General features: G+C 69.4%; 14 protein-coding genes. 10 read left to right on the top strand and 4 right to left on the bottom strand.

Features of this window, described 5'->3' with window-relative positions:
• The first annotated feature begins 34 nt into the window (after positions 1 to 34).
• The 4 genes from CMC5_RS21485 (at position 35) to CMC5_RS21500 (ending at position 4,710) form a co-directional block, all read left to right on the top strand.
• The gene (locus CMC5_RS21485; RefSeq protein ID WP_245677676.1) at positions 35 to 1,150 is read left to right on the top strand and encodes a mandelate racemase/muconate lactonizing enzyme family protein; all 1,116 of its coding nucleotides are present in this window, start codon (positions 35 to 37) and stop codon (positions 1,148 to 1,150) included.
• On the top strand, positions 1,147 to 2,733 hold the full coding sequence (locus CMC5_RS21490) for a class I adenylate-forming enzyme family protein (RefSeq protein ID WP_050436042.1): 1,587 nt from the start codon (positions 1,147 to 1,149) through the stop codon (positions 2,731 to 2,733). Before CMC5_RS21485 ends, CMC5_RS21490 begins: the two co-directional genes overlap by 4 nt.
• Before the next feature lie 117 nt (positions 2,734 to 2,850).
• Complete coding sequence (locus CMC5_RS21495; protein ID WP_156338770.1) at positions 2,851 to 3,747, top strand: hypothetical protein; 897 nt, start codon at positions 2,851 to 2,853, stop codon at positions 3,745 to 3,747.
• Between the two features lie 273 nt (positions 3,748 to 4,020).
• Positions 4,021 to 4,710, top strand: a complete 690-nt coding sequence (locus tag CMC5_RS21500; RefSeq protein WP_245677677.1) for a lysophospholipid acyltransferase family protein — start codon at positions 4,021 to 4,023, stop codon at positions 4,708 to 4,710.
• Positions 4,711 to 4,763: 53 nt separating this feature from the next.
• Here the strand turns inward: CMC5_RS21500 and CMC5_RS21505 are convergent, their stop codons facing one another.
• Positions 4,764 to 5,477 carry a hypothetical protein gene (locus tag CMC5_RS21505; protein ID WP_050432174.1) on the bottom strand — a complete coding sequence of 238 codons (714 nt, stop codon included), beginning with the start codon at positions 5,475 to 5,477 and terminating at the stop codon, positions 4,764 to 4,766.
• Positions 5,478 to 5,596: 119 nt separating this feature from the next.
• On the opposite strand from CMC5_RS21505, the gene CMC5_RS21510 reads away from it, so the two are divergent.
• From CMC5_RS21510 to CMC5_RS21520, 3 genes are all read left to right on the top strand, one after another.
• Positions 5,597 to 6,292 carry a hypothetical protein gene (locus CMC5_RS21510; protein WP_050432175.1) on the top strand — a complete coding sequence of 232 codons (696 nt, stop codon included), beginning with the start codon at positions 5,597 to 5,599 and terminating at the stop codon, positions 6,290 to 6,292.
• A gap of 44 nt (positions 6,293 to 6,336) precedes the next feature.
• Positions 6,337 to 8,931 carry a serine/threonine protein kinase gene (locus CMC5_RS48605; RefSeq protein ID WP_050432176.1) on the top strand — a complete coding sequence of 865 codons (2,595 nt, stop codon included), beginning with the start codon at positions 6,337 to 6,339 and terminating at the stop codon, positions 8,929 to 8,931.
• Between the two features lie 64 nt (positions 8,932 to 8,995).
• Positions 8,996 to 10,540 (top strand): tetratricopeptide repeat protein, encoded by a 1,545-nt coding sequence (locus CMC5_RS21520; protein ID WP_050432177.1) that lies wholly within the window; start codon positions 8,996 to 8,998, stop codon positions 10,538 to 10,540.
• Between the two features lie 78 nt (positions 10,541 to 10,618).
• Here the strand turns inward: CMC5_RS21520 and CMC5_RS21525 are convergent, their stop codons facing one another.
• The 3 genes from CMC5_RS21525 to CMC5_RS21535 all read right to left on the bottom strand — a co-directional run bounded on the left by CMC5_RS21525 (position 10,619) and on the right by CMC5_RS21535 (position 14,873).
• Entirely contained in the window at positions 10,619 to 11,125 is a 507-nt protein-coding gene (locus CMC5_RS21525; protein ID WP_050432178.1) for a DUF2505 domain-containing protein, read from the bottom strand.
• Between the two features lie 534 nt (positions 11,126 to 11,659).
• A complete protein-coding gene (locus CMC5_RS21530; protein ID WP_050432179.1) occupies positions 11,660 to 12,970 on the bottom strand; it encodes a pyridoxal phosphate-dependent aminotransferase in 1,311 nt (436 codons plus the stop codon).
• A 22-nt stretch (positions 12,971 to 12,992) separates the two neighbouring features.
• Positions 12,993 to 14,873, bottom strand: a complete 1,881-nt coding sequence (locus CMC5_RS21535; RefSeq protein ID WP_050432180.1) for a hypothetical protein — start codon at positions 14,871 to 14,873, stop codon at positions 12,993 to 12,995.
• Positions 14,874 to 15,043: 170 nt separating this feature from the next.
• Between CMC5_RS21535 and CMC5_RS21540 the strand changes: the two genes are divergently transcribed.
• From CMC5_RS21540 to CMC5_RS21550, 3 genes are all read left to right on the top strand, one after another.
• The gene (locus CMC5_RS21540) at positions 15,044 to 15,571 is read left to right on the top strand and encodes a hypothetical protein (protein WP_050432181.1); all 528 of its coding nucleotides are present in this window, start codon (positions 15,044 to 15,046) and stop codon (positions 15,569 to 15,571) included.
• A 604-nt stretch (positions 15,572 to 16,175) separates the two neighbouring features.
• On the top strand, positions 16,176 to 16,733 hold the full coding sequence (locus tag CMC5_RS21545) for a hypothetical protein (protein ID WP_050432182.1): 558 nt from the start codon (positions 16,176 to 16,178) through the stop codon (positions 16,731 to 16,733).
• 15 nt (positions 16,734 to 16,748) lie between these two features.
• Positions 16,749 to 17,666 carry an isoaspartyl peptidase/L-asparaginase family protein gene (locus tag CMC5_RS21550; RefSeq protein ID WP_050432183.1) on the top strand — a complete coding sequence of 306 codons (918 nt, stop codon included), beginning with the start codon at positions 16,749 to 16,751 and terminating at the stop codon, positions 17,664 to 17,666.
• Positions 17,667 to 17,768: the final 102 nt, after the last annotated feature.

The raw sequence follows: 17,768 nt of genomic DNA on the forward strand, positions 1-17,768 counted from the left end.
GAAAGGACCGGCCCCCACGCGAGGAGCTCGGTCCGTGAAAGGGGATTCGCCAATGCTGGAGCTGCGCATCGAGGAGGCGCGCGTCGAGGACGTGGCGCTCGGGGACGGTCGCCGCGGATTTGTGGTCACGCTCTTCGACGACGGGGGGCGAGGGGGGCTGGGCGAGGCGACGCCGCTGTCCGGGTTCTCCCCGGAGGATGTGGCGAGCTGCGCGCAGGCGCTGCACGAGGTGTCGGCGCGCGTCGGGGCGGCGTGGCCAGCGATGCGCGGGACGGCGCCGGCGCTCGCGACGACCGCGACGCCGAAGGACGAGGTGGCGAGCTGGATGGATCGGTTCGCGCCGGGGCTCGATCGGGTGCCGTCGGCGCGGTTCGCGCTGGAGACGGCGCTGCTGGATCTGCTCGGACAGCAGCTCCGTCTCTCGGTGGCCGCGAGCCTGGGGGGCGCGTGCGCGTACGCCGAGGTGCCCGTGAATGGGCTGGCGGTCGCGGCGGATGGGCCCGAGGTGCTGGTGGAGGCCGGACACGCGCTGGTCGCGCGGGGGATGCGCTGCCTCAAGGTGAAGCTGCGGGGGCGGGACGACGCGGCGTTCGCGGCGGAGCTGGAGGCGCTCAGGGCCTTGCGGCGCGCGGTGGAGCCGCCAGGAGGCCTGGAGCTGCGGCTGGACGCGAACGGCGTGTGGTCGCTGGAGGAGGCGAGGCGGCGCCTCGACGCGCTGGCCCCGCTGCGGCCCCGGTTCGTGGAGCAGCCGGTGGCGGCCGAGGCGCTGGACCAGCTCGGGCCGTGCGCGGTGCCCTGGGCTGCGGACGAGTCGCTCGGGGTGCCGGGGATGGCGGAGCGCCTGCTCGAAGCCGATGGCTGCGTGGCGTTCGTGCTCAAGCCGGCGGCGCTCGGGCTCTTGCGGGCGCACACGCTGGGAACGATGGCGCAAGCGCGGGGGCTCGGGGTGGTGGTGACGCACTTCATGGACGGGCCGGTCGCGCTGGCGGCGGCGTGCGAACTCGCGCTCGGGCTGCCCAGCGCGCCGCTCGCGTGCGGCCTCGATGTGCACGCGGGGTTGCGCGCGTGGCCGTCGCTGCCAGTTCCGCAGCGGCGGCTGGAGGGCGTCGTCGTCGCATCGGGGAGAGCGGGGCTCGGGGTCGCTTCGTGAGCGGACTCTGCGTGATCGAGGCGGCGCGTGAGCCGGGGGTGGCCAACCGGGTGGCGTTGATCACCGCCGACACGACGTGGCGCTACGGGGAGCTTTCGCAGCTCACCGCCCTGTGCCGTGAGCGCTTCCGACGCGAGGGGATCGAGGCGGGCGGGCGGGTGGCGATCCTCTCGCCGAACCGGCTGGGGGCGGTGGTGGCGATCCACGCGCTGCTCTCGCTCGGCGCGGTGCTCGTCCCCTTGCACCCGCGCCTGACGGCTACCGAGGCCGAGGCGTTGATCGAGGATGCTCGCCCCACCCGGGTGCTGCGCGAGGCCGATCTCGTGGCGCTGGAGAGCGCGCTGGGGGACGCGGTGCGCGCCGGGGCGGTGGCGGGGCCGTGGTGGCTCACGCAGCCGGCCGTGGAGGTCTCCTCGGCCGTGGAGGTCCCCTCGGCGACGGAAGTCTCGCCGGCCGTGGAGGTCCCGCAGGCTGCGGAGGTCCCAGCGGTCGTGAGCGGCGAGGTGGTGAAGGACGACGCAGCAGAGGAGGGGGATCTCGCCATCCTCTACACGTCGGGGACCACGGGGCGTGCGAAGGGAGCGGTGCTGTCCCGGCGCGCCTTCGTGGCTGCGGCGGTGGCGAGCGCGGAGAACCTCGGGTTCCACGAGAGCGACCGCTGGCTGCTCTGCATGCCGCTCTGTCACGTCGGGGGGCTCTCCGTCCTCACGCGGTGCTTGCTGGCGAGGAGGGCGATGATCCTCGTGGAGCGCTTCGAGCCCCAGGAGGTGCTCCGGGCGATCGTGCGGGACCGAGCCACGCTGCTCTCGGTGGTGCCGACGATGCTCGCCGCGCTCGTGGAGGCGGATCCTCAGCATGTCCTCGCGCGGTTGCGCGCCGTCCTGGTGGGTGGAGCCGGCGCGCCGCAGCGGCTGCTCGAGATCTGCGCCAGGCGCCGCGTGCCCGTGTTGACCACCTACGGGCTCACCGAGGCGTGCTCGCAGGTGACATCCCAGGCGCCGCGGGACGCGTCGACCCAGGAGCCAGGATCGGGGCGGCCGCTCGGAGGGAGCGAGGTGCGCCTCGTGGACGTCGACGACGCGGGGGCAGGGCGCATCCAGGTCCGGAGCGCGACGCTGTTCCGCGGCTACTGGCGAGGTCCCGAGCGCGCGCCGGAGCACCCGCTCGACGCCGAGGGGTGGTTCGACACCGGGGATCTCGGGCGGTTGGATGACGCGGGGCGCCTCCACGTTCTGGCGCGGCGCACGGATCTGGTCGTGACCGGCGGAGAGAACGTGTACCCGGCCGAGGTGGAGCGAGCGCTCGAAGGGTGCGAGGGGGTGTCGCGGGCCCTGGTGTTCGGCGTGCCGGATGAGCGGTGGGGGCAGCTCGTGGCGGCCGCGGTGGTGCTCGATCCCGCGGCACCGAAGGGGGCGCCCGAGGTGTGGATCGCGTCCGAAACGAGCGCGCGCCTCGCGTCCCACAAGCGACCTCGCTTGCTGGCGGTCGTCGATGCGCTGCCGGTCACCCCTGCGGGAAAGCCCGACAGGCGCGGCGCCGCCGAGCGTCTCGCGGCGAAGCTGCGGCCGCTGCCTCGACGATGAGGTGGAGCAGAACCGAGGTATTCCAACGATCCCCCGCCCACGGGTGCATTTCTGCTCGCCCTCTCCTGGTCGAGGGACCATGCTCGGCCGGTCATGGTCGATCGTCGGAAATCTCTCGTGGCGGGTGCGTTCGCCATCGCCCTGACCGCGGCCTGCGACGGTAGCCCGCCGCCCTCCGCGTCGCTGCCGCCGGCGCCGGTCGTCAGCGCGTCTGCTCCGCTGCAAGCCGTGAGCGCGACGCCGCCAGGGGAGACGGCCCTCTCCGCCGCGTCGGGGTCACCCTCCAACCCGCTGGGCCTCCCGCCCTTGCCGACCCGTCTGGATCCGGGGAAGCGCGTGTTCACGTTCTCGGACCGCATGCTGGCCGCGGCGCGCCCTGGCTCCACGCTGGTGATGTACTCCGCCACGGTGGTGGGCTTCGATGGCGACGATCTCATCATCGAGGGCACGGGCGGCACGTCATACAAGGTGCACCCGGGGTACGTGATCGCGGTGCCCGACAAGCCGCGCATCGCGCTGCAAGCGCCGGTGCTGACGGCGTGGAACGGCGTGATGAAGCACGCGGTCATCCACCGGTTCGTGAAGGATCGGGTGGGCGTGCACCTGACGGACTCGGACAAGCGATCACCGGAGGTGCTGCTGAAGGATCCCTGGATCGTGCCGCAGGTCGACGGGCTCGTCCCTGGCAACTTCGCCGCCCTCCAGGAGAAGGACACCTGGAACCACGTGACGCTGGTGTCGAAGCTGGGAGGCGAGGGACCCAAGCGCTGGTTCGTGCTCGGGTACGGGGGCGCTGCGAAGGTGGTCGAGGAGGTGGCCCTCCGGCCGATCCCGGTGAAGCCGCGGAACCTGAAGGCGGGCCTCTTGGTGTGGGCCGAGTCCGTCGGTGTCCTGCGGCGTGCGGCGGTGGTGGGCTCGGACGACGTGGGCTTCTACACGCTCAAGTTCGAGCGCGCAGGGCGACCCGTGCGCGTGGGATGGGGGCACCTCGTGCCGACGCTCGATGGCGCGTGACGGGGGAGATCCTGGCGCGCGAGCGTCCCGTGGGAGGGGGGTTCCAGAAGACGTGGTGGCCCGGGGCGCTACGTCACAAAACGGTCATGGTGCGCAAAACGCTTTGCATTTTTTCGCGTCGAGAGCGGTGGTAATGCCGCTCGCATGGACCTCGATTCAGCATGGCGAGCAGCGCGCCAGTGGGTTCCTTTCGTCGCACGTACCGTTGGCTTCGGTTCCATCTCCCTGACCCTCGGCCCGCTGACCCGTGATCACCGGGCGAGCCTCTGGGCGATGCAGCGCTGGTGTGAGACGAGCGCGCGCGGGCTGAACATCGCCGTCCACGCGAGCGGCATGGAGAACGTGCCGGCCCACGGGCCGTTCGTGTACGCCGCCAACCACCAGAGCGTGCTCGACATCCTGGTGCTGGGCTCGGTGCTCCCTCACGACTACAAGTGGGCGGCGAAGCGCGAGCTGATGAAGATCCCCTTCCTCGGCTGGCACCTCAAGCTCGCGGGGCACGTGCCGGTCGACCGCAGCGCGGGCTCGCGCGCGGCGGCGCAGGTGATCGCTCGCTTCGAGGAGGTCCTGCGCGGGGGCAAGCCGCTGCTCGTGTTCCCGGAAGGGACGCGGAGCGACGATGGGATCCTGCGGCCCTTCAAGTCGGGCAGCTTCTACGCTGCGGTGCGGGCCGGGGTCCCGGTGGTCCCGGTGGCCATCGAGGGGACGCATCGGTTGATGAAGAAGGGGGCGCCCGATACGGGCGATGGCCGCATGCGTGACGTGTACGTCCGCATTGGCGCGCCGATCGAACCCCGCGCCGAGGGGAAGGAAGCCGTGCGTGTCTCGGATCTGCGCGATCGTGCCCATGCGGCCGTGATGGATCTGCACCTCGCGATCGGCGGGACGCCGCCGAAGCCGGCGCCGACGGGCATCGAGCCGAACGCCGTGCCACCGGTGACCGAGGCGAGCGCCGCGGAGTGATGGTGCGCCGGTGCGCAGGCGCGCTCCCGCGATGCGGAAGCCGGCGCTGACGATCAGTTCAGACATCGCCACGGGAAGACGCACTGGAGCGTGCCGCCGGGCGCGGTGACGCACGAGGGGACCTGCGCGCACCGGTTGGTGGGACAGCTCAGGATGCCGTTCTGTTCGCAGAGCGAGTCGCTGGGGGTCCCCGTGCAGTCGTCGTCTTCGGGCGTGTTCAGGTCCTCCACCTGCATGGGCAGCACTTCACCCATGCAGGCGGCAAACCAGGTCCCCTCGGGAGAGCAGGTGCGGATTCCAGAGCGACAGATCCCGACACCTTCGGTCTCCGGAGGGCCGTTGTAGCAAGGCTCCGTGTCTCCGGGGAAGCACTCGCAGCCCTGGTTCACCTCGCCGTCGCAGTCGTCGTCGACATCGTTCGCGCAGCTCTCGGAGACCGGGGTGACCTCGTGCTCGCAGGGGCCGTAGCCGCTGCCATCCTCGAGACAGATCTCGACGCCGGCCACGCAGGCGCCCACGTCTCGGGTCGCGGGATCGCCGGTGTAGCAAGCCCGCCCGTGGCCCGGGGAGCATGCCTTCTGGCTTCCCGGTGCCGACTCGCCAGGGAGCGCCGCGCGCTTCGTGTCGTCCCGCGCATCGTCACTGTCAGGATCTCCGAGCGCTTCCGTGATCGCCCGCTCCTCGTCTTCTCCGAGCTGCGTCCCCTGAGCGCAGGCGAGAGGTAGCGAGGCTGCTGCGACGAGCAGCGCCATGCCGTGGATCCGCATCGAGCTTCCCTCCTGCCTCGATGCCATTCGCAAGGACCATTCCGTAGCGGGCTGGCGTGATCCTCACAGCGCCCCCTTGCATGCGGGGGGGCTCCTGGGCAATCGTAACCGCCTCGCTCATGCCGAAGACCGATCCCAAGGTGCTGCTCCGGAAGGCCAGCGACTACCTGAAGGCGCACCCCGAGGAAATCGCGCGGGCCGTGCGCGGCGCGCTCGGGTTGCGGCTCGGAGTCCCCATCGATGCGCTGAGATATCTGGCGCGCGAGTTCGATGGCGGCAAGAAGGCGCCGCGAGATGTCGTGCTGGAGGCCGCTCCGCCCGGGCTTCGAGCGTCCATGACGGTGGATGTCATGAAGACGCCGCTGCGTGTGTCGCTGGTGGTCTTCGTGGAGGAGCTGGACGTCCAGCCTGAAGCCGTCTTGATCGGTCTGCGCATCGCCGACCTGAAGCTCGATGTGCTCTCCGAGGAAGACTCGCCGCTCGCCGGGCTGCTTCGCTCGGGAGCGCTCGATCTGTCCAAGCCGGGTAATCTGGTCAACATCATGCCCAAGCGTCCGGCCGCGCTGGTGGCAGCGAGCGACGACCGGGTGACGCTGGATCTGATGAAAGTCCGCAAGATCGCCGCGAATCCAGCGGTGTCACGGACGCTGCGCATCATGACACCGGTGCTCGGTGTCCGCGCCTTGAAGACGAAGGACGACCACCTGGACCTTCATCTCCGAGCCACACCGGCGGGCTTCCGCGCAGCGCTGGAGGCCATGCGGCAGCAAGAGGCGGAGCGAGACCCGTCCGGTACGGAGCGCGAGGTCGTCTAAAACCCTTTCGGGACGGAGCCATCGGCCGTTAGACTCCCGCCTGCATGTCCCGGCTCCCCGAGCCCGCCCCGGCGGGGCTCTCGTTTCAGTACCTCGCCGAGATCGCCGTGGGCGCGACGACGCGCGTGGACCTCAGCCGGATCACCGGGCCGAGGCGCAGCGGCGAGCTCTGTGCCGTCAAGCGACTGCACGCGCACCTCGAAGAAGACGCAGGGGTAGCGACGGAGTTCCTCGACGAGGTCTGGATGACCGCGTCCCTCAAGCACCCCAGTGTGGTCGAGGTGGTGGGGTGGGGGAAGGACGAGCAGGGCTCGTACCTCGCCGTGGAGCTGGTGCAAGGCGTCAGCCTGATGCGGCTGATGAAGACGGTGACCGAGACCCGCGAGGCGTTCCCGGAGCGCCTGGTGGTCTACGCTGCGGCGCAGATCTGTCGCGGGCTCGCGGCTGCTCACGGTCTGCGGGCGCCCTCGGGTGAGCTGCTGAACCTCGTTCACCGCGATCTGACGCCGGGGAACGTGCTCGTCGGCTTCCAGGGCGAGGTGAAGATCGCCGACTTCGGCCTGGCCAAGGCGAAGCTGCGCATGACGCGGACGCTCACCGGCACGCTCAAGGGCGAGCCGACGTACATGGCCCCCGAGCAAGCGAAGGGCACCGAGATCGACCGCCGCGCGGATCTCTTCGCGCTGGGGGTGATGATGTTCGAGCTCTTCGCCGGGCAGCACCCCTGGGCAGCGCCCACCGAGTTCGAGATGGTGCACCTCATCGCGACGGCGCCGCCGGCCGATCTGCGCGAGCTGCGGCCGAAGATCGACAAGGGGCTGGTGACGCTCGTGAACCGCTGCCTGGAGAAGGATCCGGCGGCGCGCTACCAGAGCGCCGAGGAGATCCTGGCGCGCCTCGACGAGTGGTTGCACGCCCACGGCTACCAGCAGGGGAGCCAGGAGGCACTCGCCCGCTTCGTGCGGCGCAACGCCATGCGGCAGATGCGGTGGTTCGAGCGGGCCATGGGGGGTGAGCTCGCCCCGACGGGTGAAGCGATGCCCGTGAACCAGCCGCCTGCGGCGCGTCCGCCGCCTCCACCGCGCGCGGACTCGTACCTCGGGGGGCCGATCACCGTGCTCGGCGCCAAGGGGGTCCCCCTGGTCAAGGCGCCGCCAGGGGCCGAGCGGGACGAGGAGCGGACCGAGATCACCGCCGATGTGCACGCGCGGTTCAAGGCCGGTCGCGATCCGGTCGACGAGCTGTCCGACGACGAGATGCCGACGGGTCCCATCGGGGGGTGGGGCAACGAGGAGGACGGGCCGACCCTCATCAAGAAGGGGCGGACCTTCCCGCTTCCCCGGTCCATCGGGCAGCTCATCGCTGCGCCCGAATCTTCCGTCACCAGCATCGTCACGTCGAAGGGGGACAGTCCCTCGACGATCGCGCGGATCCGAGGGCCGCACGACACGCTGCTCGACGAAGAAAGCGATGCGCGTACGACGGCGGTGAAGGCGGTCCACCTGCCGGCGCCGCGGCTCCCAGCGCCTCTGCCCGCGCCGCTCCCCGTGCCACCCCTGGCTGCGCCGCCCGCTTCTCCCATCACGCCAGGAGCTGCACCGGGCTTGCTCGACGTGAGCTCGGAAGAGCTGCCGACGATGCCGCTCAAGGGCGACAACGCCTTTCCGATGCTGCCCTCGAACGGGCGCGCTCCCGGGTTGCCAGGGCATGCGACGTCGCCACCGCCGCCGCCGCCACCTGGCTCGAGTTCCATGCCGCCGCTCCCGGGGCGGAGTTCACCACCGCCCGGCGCGCTCGGGCCGCTGCCGCCACCGCGCGGGCCTTCGTTCCCACCGCCCGGAGGTGGGGCGGCGTCGGTCGCTGCACCTTTTCGCACGACGACGCCGCTGGAGCTGTCCGAGTCCCGCAGCCTCGCGACGCCCCCGGATCAGCGGGTCGTGGCGGAGGCAGAGCGGCTCGCCCGTGAGGCAGCGCGGCTGCGTGAGGAAGCAGAGCGGCTGGCAGCGTCGTCGCGGGCCGTGAGCCAGGCGGCAGCGATGGCTGCTGAAGCGGTGAGGCTGCTGTCGAGCGGTGGGGCGACGGAAGCCGCGCGCCGTCTGGAGGAGGCCCTCCACCTGGAGCGCAGCGCCTCGGCGGGGATCCCGGCGTCCTCTCCCGTGGCGCAGGCGCCCAGCTTGCCGCCTCCGCCCCCCCCGCCGCCCCCTTCCAGCCCCAGCCTCCTGCACGAGTCGGCCTCGTCCCCGGCGTTCCTCGCTGGTGCCAAGGCTTCGGATCTGCCCGCATTTGCGTCGAGCAGCGCTCCGTTCTCGTCGCCGCAGCCGGAATTTCAGGTGTCCGCGTCGCCGCATCCGACGCTTCGACTGACGGGCAACGGGGTCCCCGGCAGCGGCGCGGCGATCGCCTCGGTGCCACCTCCGTCGAGCTACCTGCATCGATCCACCGGGATGAGCGGCGGAGCCCCCCTCATGCCAGCGGCCCTGGGACCCGACGGGGCGGCGCAGGGCCTCGTCACGGGGGGGGCCGGCGGTCTCCAACCAGACGTCCCGTCGACGCTGTTCGGCATGTCCAAGCTCCTCGTGCTGCTGTTCGTGGGCGTCTTCGTGCTCGTGCTGGGTCTCCTGTTCCTGGTCTTCTCGTGACTTCGGCGTCGTCCACGGCACACCTCGCTTGATCCCGCAGCGGCCCGGCAGCTACCGTCGGGACATGGCGGAGCAGGACGACTGGTTGCTCATCGGCTTGGACGAAAAGTTGGCGCGTCGGCAGGGCCTTCCCCCGCGACTGCCCGTCCCCAAAGCGGAGTTCGATGGCCTCGCGGACAATGGCCTCAGCATCGACAACGCGCGCAAGTGGATCAAAGACTTTCTGACGAACTCGGAGCCCGGGAAGAGCGGCGTCTGGCGCAAGCAGAACAGCGCCGTCGTCAGCAGCCTGGAGGCCTTCGTCGACAAGGGGCCTCTCTGGGAGCGAGCGCAGAAGTGCTTCGCCGAGAACGACTACGAGAAGGCCATCTCGACGCTGAAGCGCATCAGCACGATGGATCCCGAGGATCATGCCGCGAAGCTGAACCTCGCGTCCGCGCAGGCGAACCAGCGTGATTTCCCGGCGGCGCTGAAGAACTTCCAGGCCATCCGGAAGACGTTCGAGGGCGATCCCGACTTCCACGTGGCGGTCGGGCACGTGCACCTCGCTCTGGAGAACCGGGACGCCGCAATGGATGAGATGGTGCTCGCGCTGGAGGCGAAGCCGGATCATCAGCCAGCCCTGGACGCGATGGTGCAGATGCGGGTGCTGACGCCGATCTACGAGAACCCGCGCGACGCGAACTCGTTGCTCTACGTGCGCGCGGACGCCGTAGACGAGTACCTGCGCGGGCAGTGGGACGCAGAGCCCCGCGACCTGGCGTTCTTCATCGAGCAGATCGCCTACCACGAGCGCGAGCTGCGCCACGGCGTGGTGCTCGCGGCGGCCGAGCGTGCGATCGAGTCCGCCGGGAAGACGGAGTCCCCCGACGCGAGCCAGGTCGAGCGGGTGGAGCTGGCGCGCGTCTCGGCGCTTCGAGCGCTCGGCCGCGTCACCGAGGCGCAGGCGGCGGCAGAGGCCTACGCGGCGCGCGCTCCTCGGTCGGCAGGGGCGCAGGTGGAGCTGGCGCGGACGCTGGCCACCGGAGGACGTGGAGACGAGGCACGGGCCGCCATCGATCGCGCGCTCGAGATCGATCCGGGCGACCTCGAAGCCCTCGCGATCCGTTTCCTCCCCGAGGACACCAACGACCTGCAGAAGATGCACGCGGCCTTCCCCGCGCTCCAGGCGTTCGTCGAGGCGCATCCAGAGAGCGCGGGGGCGTGGCGCTCCAGAGCGCGCGCAGAGCTGGCCATCGGGCGAGAGGACGACGGGCTCGCGCATTTCGCGAAGGCCGTGTCCCTGGCGCCCGCCGACGACGAGCTGCGGGCCGAGTACTGGGGCGAGCTGGGCAAGCAGCAGCGCTACCAGGAGATTCTCGACGACGCGGCGAAGATCTCCGACATGAAGAAGCGCGACTGGAAGCTCCGGTGGAACGAGGCGGAGGCCTACGTCGGCCTGGAGAAACGCGCCGAAGCGCGCGCGTGCTTCTCGGCGATCAACTTCGACGAGTCGCTCCACGTCGACGTCCGCAAGCGCGCGAAGCGCGCCGTGAACGCGGTGGACGAGCAGGCGGCCACGCCGGCCGAGCCGCCGGCTGCCGGTGAAGGCGAAGCCACGCCGGGCTGAGTTCGAACTGGTCTGAAGTCCCCCACGAGCGGTGGGGGGTGATCCGAAGGGGGCACCCCGGTGCCCCCGTGAGATCCGTCAGCCCGCCTTCCCTTCGGCGACCCAGCGGTTCATGAAGCCCTGGCTGCGGTCCCATCCCTCGCGGAGCTGCTTCTCGGCGCTGCTCTCGATGAGGCCACCGACACCGAAGACCTTGGCCTCGATGAGGATCTCGGTGATGCGCCGGACCTTGTCGTCGCCGATCGGCTCGATGCGCATCGAGCCTTCCTGGCGCACTTTGTCGGCCATCGCGCTGGGGGTCATCTTCCAGGTCCAGACCTTGGTCGCCTTGTTCCAGCGCCCATCTTCCGTGTAGCTGAAGCTGCTTCCGAGCAGCTTCTGTACCGGCCCTGGCATCTCCATCTTGGGCTGACCGGAGACCTTCCGGAAGATCTCCGTGTCCGACTCGCGCTGCTCGAGGATCTGGTACGCCGGGAAGCCGAGGTATTCCAGGAAGAGCTTTTCATTGAAGCTCTTATCGAAGAAGACCTTCCAGAAGGTGTCGGCGTTGCAGTTGATCTCGTGGGTGAGCGTAAATTTTCCCATGAATTCCTCGCAGTGGGTTGCCGTCAGGGGTCTAGCGCAGCCGGTCGGAGGCGTCCACGACAGGCAGCCACCGAGGAAGGCTCGGGTGGTGGTGCGAGCACTGCATCTTTCATGTTCGAGGTTTCACATCTGAACTGCTCGGCAGAGATGGGTCTCGAACCATGCGAAACATCGTGGTGTGGAGCTGGCATGTTCCCTGCGATGAGAGGGAACCAGCGTCGGCACGGTGCTTCGTTTCCCCCCCCCACGAAGCCTGTGTGACGCGCTTTCTCGGCACGCTGTAGAGCCCTCGCTTCCCCCCCCCGCGAGGCCTACGGCGTGCTTTTTTTTGTGCGCGCGGGCCCGTCGCGGGTCGTGACTCTGCGCCGCCGGGTCCGAGCCGGACCCCAGCGGGGTGAGGCGCTGCGGTGGGAGCTTCCGCGCTTCGAGAGGTGTCCGGGGTGGGGGAGGGGAGGCTGGCCGTGTGGTGTGACCGGGGGCCAGCGTGCGGGGCGACTACCTGGCGACTACCTGCGGTAATCGCTCCCCATGCGACTACCTGCGGTAGTCGCTCACCATGCGGGTGAGCCGCGCGAGCGCACGCACGAGGACCTCTTCGCTGGGGCCGAACGAGAACCGGACGTGGTGTCGGAAGCGGCTCGGGCGGTTGGCGCGGCGCTTTCCTGGGTTCACGTCGAAGAACTCTCCAGGGACCACGATGACGCGCTGGCCGAGCGCTGCGCGGAAGAACGAGTGGCCGTCGTTGAGGCCTTCGGGCAGGTTGGCCACCGAGCCCCAGACGTAGAACGTCCCCTCGGGTTCGACGTCGATGGTGACGCCCAGCTTGCGGAGGCCGTTCAGGAGGATCTCTCGCTTGTGCGAGAAGGAGCGGTGGATGGCGTGGGTCTCGGCCAGGGTGGGCTCGGCGTCGAGGAGCTGTGCCGCGGCCCGCTGCATGGGCTTCGAGCCGCCACCATCGAGGAAGCTGCCAGCGCTGGCGACGGCCTCGATGACCTCACGGGGACCCACCGTCCACGTGACGCGCCAGCCCGGGTAGCGCCAGTTCTTGGTGAGCCCGTCGAAGATGACGACGGGATCGTGATCGACGTCCTCCACGTAGCGGGCGGCGCTCTCCATCGGCGCCTCGTCGCCCAGTCCGTAGACGTAGTGCGAGTAGAACTCGTCCATGAGGAGCGTGCAGTCGAGTTCTCGCGCGGTGTGGACCCAGGCCGCGAGTTCCTCGCCGCGGACGTGCTTGCCCGTGGGATTGCAGGGGTTCGAGAGCAACAGCGCGCTCAGTCCGCGGTTGAGGATTTCACGCCTTAGGTCGCCGACCGAGAAGCTGTAGCCACGCTCGCCCTCGAGGACGATGGGGATGGGAGAGAAGAGACGGAAGATGTCGAGCAGCTCTTCGTAGGCCGTATAGTCGGGCAGGAAGTGCCCCAGGTTGATCTGCCCGAGGGACGCCGCGGCCCTGGTGAGCGCTGCGCGACCACCGCCGGAGACGGCCACGTTCTCGGCCGAATACTGGGACGGCATGCCACGCCGGTACGTCCGGTTGTAGAAGTCGGCGATCGCTTCCCGCAGCTCCCACAGGCCTGCGACGGGTGCGTACTCCTGGTCGTCACCGGCGATGCTCACGGCCTCGCAGCGCGGCGGTGAGCCGGGCAGAGGGCCTGTCTCGGGCTGTCCTTGCCCCAGGTTGCACCACCCATCCTCGCCGTCCTCGACGCCGGGGCGGAACCCCAGCCGTGAGGCCTCGGTGGTCACATAGATCACCCCCGTCCTGGGGACCTTGCGAAAGGCGCTGATGGACCCCTTCGCGCTGGAGGGCAGGTGAGGGGGACTCGAAGGCGCGTGACTCATGCTCGGTTCCTCGAAGCGTGGCTCAGCTCTGCGATGTCACTGCCGGCGCAGGTGACGGCTCTTCCGGCTTCTTCCAGGGGAAGGTGCGGCCCGAGAAGACGCAGAGCAGGTAATAACAGAACGCCAGCGAGATGGCGGTGAGCGTGTAGTACTTGTCGTCGTTCCAGTAGAACGCCATCCAGATGAACTGGCTGAGCGCCGCGAGGCCGAACAGCGGCACCTCGATCTGCGGTTTCACCCGCGAGAGCGGCGCCGCGAGGATCATGAACGAGTAGTAGTAACAGGTGAGCTGTGAGGCCAGGATGACGAAGATCTGCGCGAGGCATTGCGCGATCCACAGCGAGCGGACGCGCCGGCAGACGTAGACGAAGAGCGCGAGGGTGGCGGCGATGATGCCGTAGGCGACCCACTTGTACTTCGCGTAGCGCTCGATGCGCATCCGCTTCCAGACCTCGAAGGGATCCTGCAGCTTGTTGTCGCGGGTGTACTTCATGCGCCCGGACTCGACGCCGACGCCGAGCTTGATGCCTGGCACGGGCACGGGGCCGATTCGCTCGTTGATCTCGATCGGCGTGCCCTGACCGACGAGGACGCGCAGGCCCATGTGGTTGGTGAGCGGCGTCTGGTCGTGGACCTGCAGGGTGTGTTTGTAGAACTGCTGGTAGGCGTCTTTCCCTGCGACGGCCATGCTGGCGGGGATGAGGATCGCCGCGGCCGCGATGCCTCCCAGCAGCATTCTCACGTGGTGTGCAGGCATGCGCCGGTGGCGCGCGAGGTGAATGCCGGCGACCGTGAGGCCACCGATGACCACGATCCCCGGGAAGATGCGGAGCAGCCCGGCGTAGACGACGCTCGCGCCCGCCAGCGCGAAGTACCGTTTTCGGAGGAAGCAGGTGGAGAGCACCAGCCAGAACAGCCAGTCCTGACGGAGGAAGGCGCCGCCCGTCCAGTAGAAGGGCGCTGAGGACTGACAGCCCCAGAAGATCGCGCCGACGGCGCAGACGCGCCAGCCGAAGGCCCAGTACAGGGCGACGAACATGCCCCCGATGAAGAGGACATCGAGCATGGCGAGGTGCTGGACCCAGAGGAACCCGAAGATACGGTGGCTCGGATCGACCAGCTCGGCGAAGAACTTCCCTCCCAGCGTCCAGACCGGGGGCGGGTTGTACCCGTGGTCCTTCTGCATGTCGTCCCAGTAGCCCTTGTCGGACACCGTCCGGAAGAACTTCACGTCACGCTTGTATTCGTCCCAGCGCGCCGGGGTGAAGCTGTGCTTGCAGTCGTCCGGCTTGTCGAGGAACTCGCTCGCGGGCTTCAGGAGGTTGTCGCCGCTGAGGTTCCGGATCTTCTTCTCCGGAGCGCGCACCTCCTTCGTCATGTCGATGCGCACCTTCTTGCCGGTGTCTTCGTTCGTGTACTCGACGACACCGAGCTCGTCCTGCGCGATCAGGGAGCACTTGTAGAGGTTGCTGTACCCGAGCTCCGGGAAATACTTGGCCCCCATGTAGTAGTGATACTGGTCCCACCGGTGCCAGTACTTGGGGTAGCCAAAGCGGAAACCATTGAAGTAACAGAGAATCGCGGCGACCCCGAGGGTGATGCCGATGAATTTCTTCCAGCGTTCCGCCACGGGGCGACGCTGGCCTGCGCGGTGCGCCTCGTAGAACACGCAGCTCGCGGCCATCATCGCGATGCCGGCCTTGGCGACGTCCACGGCGCGTGCGTGGTCGGCGACGTAGCGCTGGACGCCGACGAAGAAGAGGACAACGCCGAGGACGGCGGCGATCTTCTGGCTGTACGTACGCCAGCGCGCCGGGACTTGGGTGGTGAGCGCCCAGGCCGCGATGAAGTACAACCCGAGACCTATCAAGATTTCCTGGAGCTGCTGGGCGTTAAGCTTCATGTGGAACTGTGATTGGAGGCTCTATCAGTAAGCGGGGCTGCCGCAGGGGCGGTTCCGCTAAGGCGCGGCCACCTTAGCCGAAATCAGACGTGGGCGTGCGCGCCGTTTGTGCCGTTTCGAGCCTCCGACAAGCTTCCGGAGCGCTCCTCGGCTGGTGTAGGGTCTCGGTCGTGTCGGAAGATGTCCTGTGGTTCTCTAGCGGGCTGCCTGCCAACGACGCGGGCGAGACAGATGGATCCGGACCTGACGGCATCTCCGCCGAACCGAGCCGGTTCTTTCTGAGCGTCGACGATGGCCATGTCATCGGCTGCAGCGAGGTGCGCGGCTTCCACGACGCGGTGACCGCCGCCGAGAACCCGGGGATCTCGCTTCCTGCGCGGCTCGTGTTGAGGGGCCTCGACCAGAGCGCGCTTTCATGGATCGACGCGTGGGCAGAGGACTGCGAGCGGGTGCGGCGAACCATCTCCATCCGTCGGCTTCTCGACGATCGCGAGATCACCATGGTGGTGACCCTCGCGTCGTACGGTTCGGGTGTGGATCCCGAGCTGTGGATCGAGTCGCTCACCGCGGGGCCCGCCGGCGGGATCCCTGCCTTGTTGCGGAGCGGTGTGCATCCGCGCGCGCTGGTCGACGCCGCGCTGGGGCTCGCCGGTCATCCCCGCCTCGAAGACGACGCAGGCTGGCTCATCCAGGGCTGAGCCTTCGACGCAGGGCTGAGCCTCCGACGCAGGGCTGAGCCTCCGACGCAGGGCTGAGCCTTCGACGCGTGCCAGCGCGACGTGCGGGCGTCGATGCTCGGCTCCGGAGATCGAACCGCGCGGGAGCACCTTGCTCGTCCGAGCAGCGGTGTTAGGCTGCTCCGTGAAGCCAGGAGGGAGCAGCTGCTCCAGGATGGTCCTGCTGCGGAGCACCGCAGCGCCGGGCCCTGATCGACTCTGCGGGATTCGCTCGCAAGTCCAACGACGAACACCCTTGCAAGGCCGTGCGGCTCGTTCCGTTCGGCGCAGGGTGCCGGCAAGCCGGAGGAGGGAGATGCTCATGCAGCGTACCAGTGGCTCTCACGCGGAGGCTGGGCACGTCTGACCCGAAAGCGGTCACGGAGCGGCCCCCCGCCGAGTCCATCATGGCTCGAAGCCCGAAAGGGTGAGGGGAACCAGGCCGAGCTGTGCCACGGGCGACCCAGAGGCCTCCGGTGAGGCCCGCGCGACGGGTCGGGTGCAATGAATAGCACCCGGCCCGTTTTTGTTTTCATCGGCTGCCGCGTAGTTGTCCGGAAGAGCGGGTCCGCGCTAGCACGGAGCCGTGCGTACCCTGTCGCTGTTCCTCCTGCTCCTGCCTGCGCTCACGGGCTGCGAGCACCTCTTCGGCAAGGCGGAACCCGAGGAGCCCGGCGAGGTGCTCGGCGTCTTCCACGTCGTCGGTACCCGTGCCTCGAACACCTGCGGCGAAGGCGCGCTCGGCGCGACGCCCACCTGGGAGTTCGATGTGGAGCTGTCCCGGGAGGAGGGGATTCTGTACTGGAACAACGGCGCCGAGCTCGTCCTCGGGTCGCTGGCCGACGACGACAGGACGTTCTCGATCGAGGCATCGAGCGTCGTGGATATGCGGACCGAGGAGACGCTCGCTTACGCTCCCTGCTCGCTGGAGCGGCGTGACATCGCCTCGGGCAAGCTCCAGAAGGCGGGAGAGGACGAGATCGTCCCTGGCTTCTCCGGGAGCCTGACGTACCGCTTTTCGCCTACAGCCGACTCGGAGTGCATGGACCTGATCGAGGGCGAGACGGCCCTCTTCACCATGCTGCCCTGCACGATGGTGTATGAGCTCGCTGCGGTCAGGCTGGCGGCGTCGGAGTCCGAGTAGAATCCCCCGGTGTCCATGGTGATCTCCCCCGTTCATGGTCTGGGCGACGACGGCGGGCGGTTCTACGTCCTCGTTCACGGCGGCGCAGGCCATGTCGTCGAGGCGCGACGTCAGCTCCATGTCGACGGGTGCCTGCGCGCGGCCCGCGCGGCCGCAGCGGTGCTCGCTGGCGGGGGAAACGCGCTCGACGCGGTGGAGCACGCCGTGCGGACGCTCGAGGACGATCCCCTCTTCAACGCAGGGACCGGCGCTTGCCTGAACGAAGCGGGGCGCGTCGAGCACGATGCGTCCATCATGGAGGGGCGTGGGTTGCGCGCTGGAGGCGTGTGCGCGCTCTCGGGGTTCCAGAACCCGGTGTCCATCGCGCGCGCGGCGCTGGAGGATGGCCGCCACGTGCTCTACGCGGCGGAGGGGGCGGCGCGGTTCGCCTCGGAGCGAGGGTTCTCGTCGGTGGACGGAGAGGCCTTGATCACTGACGCGGCGCGTGAGGCCCTTGCCTCGGTCCGGGCGGGGAAGGGGACCACGTCGTGGGCGGGGGGGACGGTCGGGGCGGTGGCGCGTGACGCGTCGGGTCTGTGCGCGGCCGCGACGAGCACGGGGGGGACGATCGACAAACGGCTCGGGCGGGTCGGAGACTCTCCGCTCATCGGGGCTGGCACCTACGCGGATGACGAGGCGGGCGCCGTGTCAACGACGGGTCAGGGGGAGGCGATGATCCGGCTGGGGGTCGCGCGCTCTGTGGTGGAGCGGATGCGCGCTGGCGCGCTGGCCGAGGTCGCCGCTCAGGTCGAGATCGAGCGCGTGCGTGGTCGGCTCCAGGCGACCGGGGGCGTGATCGCCGTCGATGCGCGGGGGCGCTGGGGGCTCGCTCGCTCGACGTCCACGATGTCCTGGGCCGTCGCGGGAGAGCGGGGAGAGCGCGCCGGCTTTTGAGGTGCGCGAGGGGGGCCGTCCGTCGCGTTCCACCCTGTACCTGGGACGGTCATGCCGGTATACGGGACCACAATCGAAGGGCGGGGATGGGGGCGCCAGGAC

The organism is Chondromyces crocatus (genome assembly GCF_001189295.1).
GTDB classification, from domain to species: Bacteria; Myxococcota_A; Polyangia; order Polyangiales; family Polyangiaceae; genus Chondromyces; species Chondromyces crocatus.